The sequence below is a fragment of the Zoogloea oryzae genome, from assembly GCF_030161255.1.
In the GTDB taxonomy this organism is placed as follows: domain Bacteria; phylum Pseudomonadota; class Gammaproteobacteria; order Burkholderiales; family Rhodocyclaceae; genus Zoogloea; species Zoogloea oryzae.
The window spans coordinates 1-804 of the sequence record NZ_BSPX01000209.1 but is presented as its reverse complement, the minus strand read 5'-3'; the positions used below and the strand labels follow the sequence as shown (position 1 = coordinate 804).

Sequence of the window (804 nt, the reverse complement as noted above, 5' to 3'; positions counted from 1 at the left end):
ACAATGAGACACGAGGTTCTTTTTTGGATTTTATATGGATAAAAGAGATTCCTATGTTAGACTATTTCATTCCTCATGATATTTGATAATCATTATCTTATTATTCATGATAATGATCTGATTCAATATCAGAGGGATGCAATCAATCCCAATGAATTTACAGGCCAAGTTTGATCGTCTTTATGGGATTAAATCCCTAATTATTGTGAAGTCAAAAAAATAATATATATTATGGAAGTTAATATTCTTGCATTTATTGCTACTGCACTGTTCATTCTAGTTCCCACCGCTTTTTTACTTATTATTTACGTAAAAACAGTAAGTCAAAAAAATTAATTTGAGTCAAGCTTGACTTCTTAGTTCTTGTAAATGTTTTTAAGTAAATAAAAGGGATTCAAATTCCAGGTATCAAATGAAATGAAGGGACTATAAATCAATCGTATCTTAGATCTCAGAGTATGGTTAGAAAGAAAGTTTAATATCTTACTTTCTTACCATACTATCTATTATTTTCGAACTTAACTATAAATGGATAAAGAAATATTGTATTTTGATTTGTAATGATTCCCAACAATCCCATATAATTGAGTGTTGGTTTTTACTTTTAAATTTACTTTGAAATCTTAAAGTTATAATTACTAACTACTAGGTTTTTCTTTTTTCATAATTTCCTAGATGGATCATATCCTGCGGGATCCATTGAAAGAATCAATGTAATAAGACTAGTATGGGCTTATCCAAGAAGTATATATAATACATATATACGAAACCGATAAATCCTTTTTTGATCATTTCGAAGGAGTA

Annotated in this window: 1 protein-coding gene; it reads left to right on the top strand. The window is 28.0% G+C overall.

Annotation, left to right across the window (positions count from 1 at the left end):
* Positions 1–231 precede the first annotated feature (231 nt).
* The gene (psbM, locus tag QQK25_RS24785) at positions 232–336 is read left to right on the top strand and encodes a photosystem II reaction center protein PsbM (protein ID WP_498027252.1); all 105 of its coding nucleotides are present in this window, start codon (positions 232–234) and stop codon (positions 334–336) included.
* Positions 337–804: the final 468 nt, after the last annotated feature.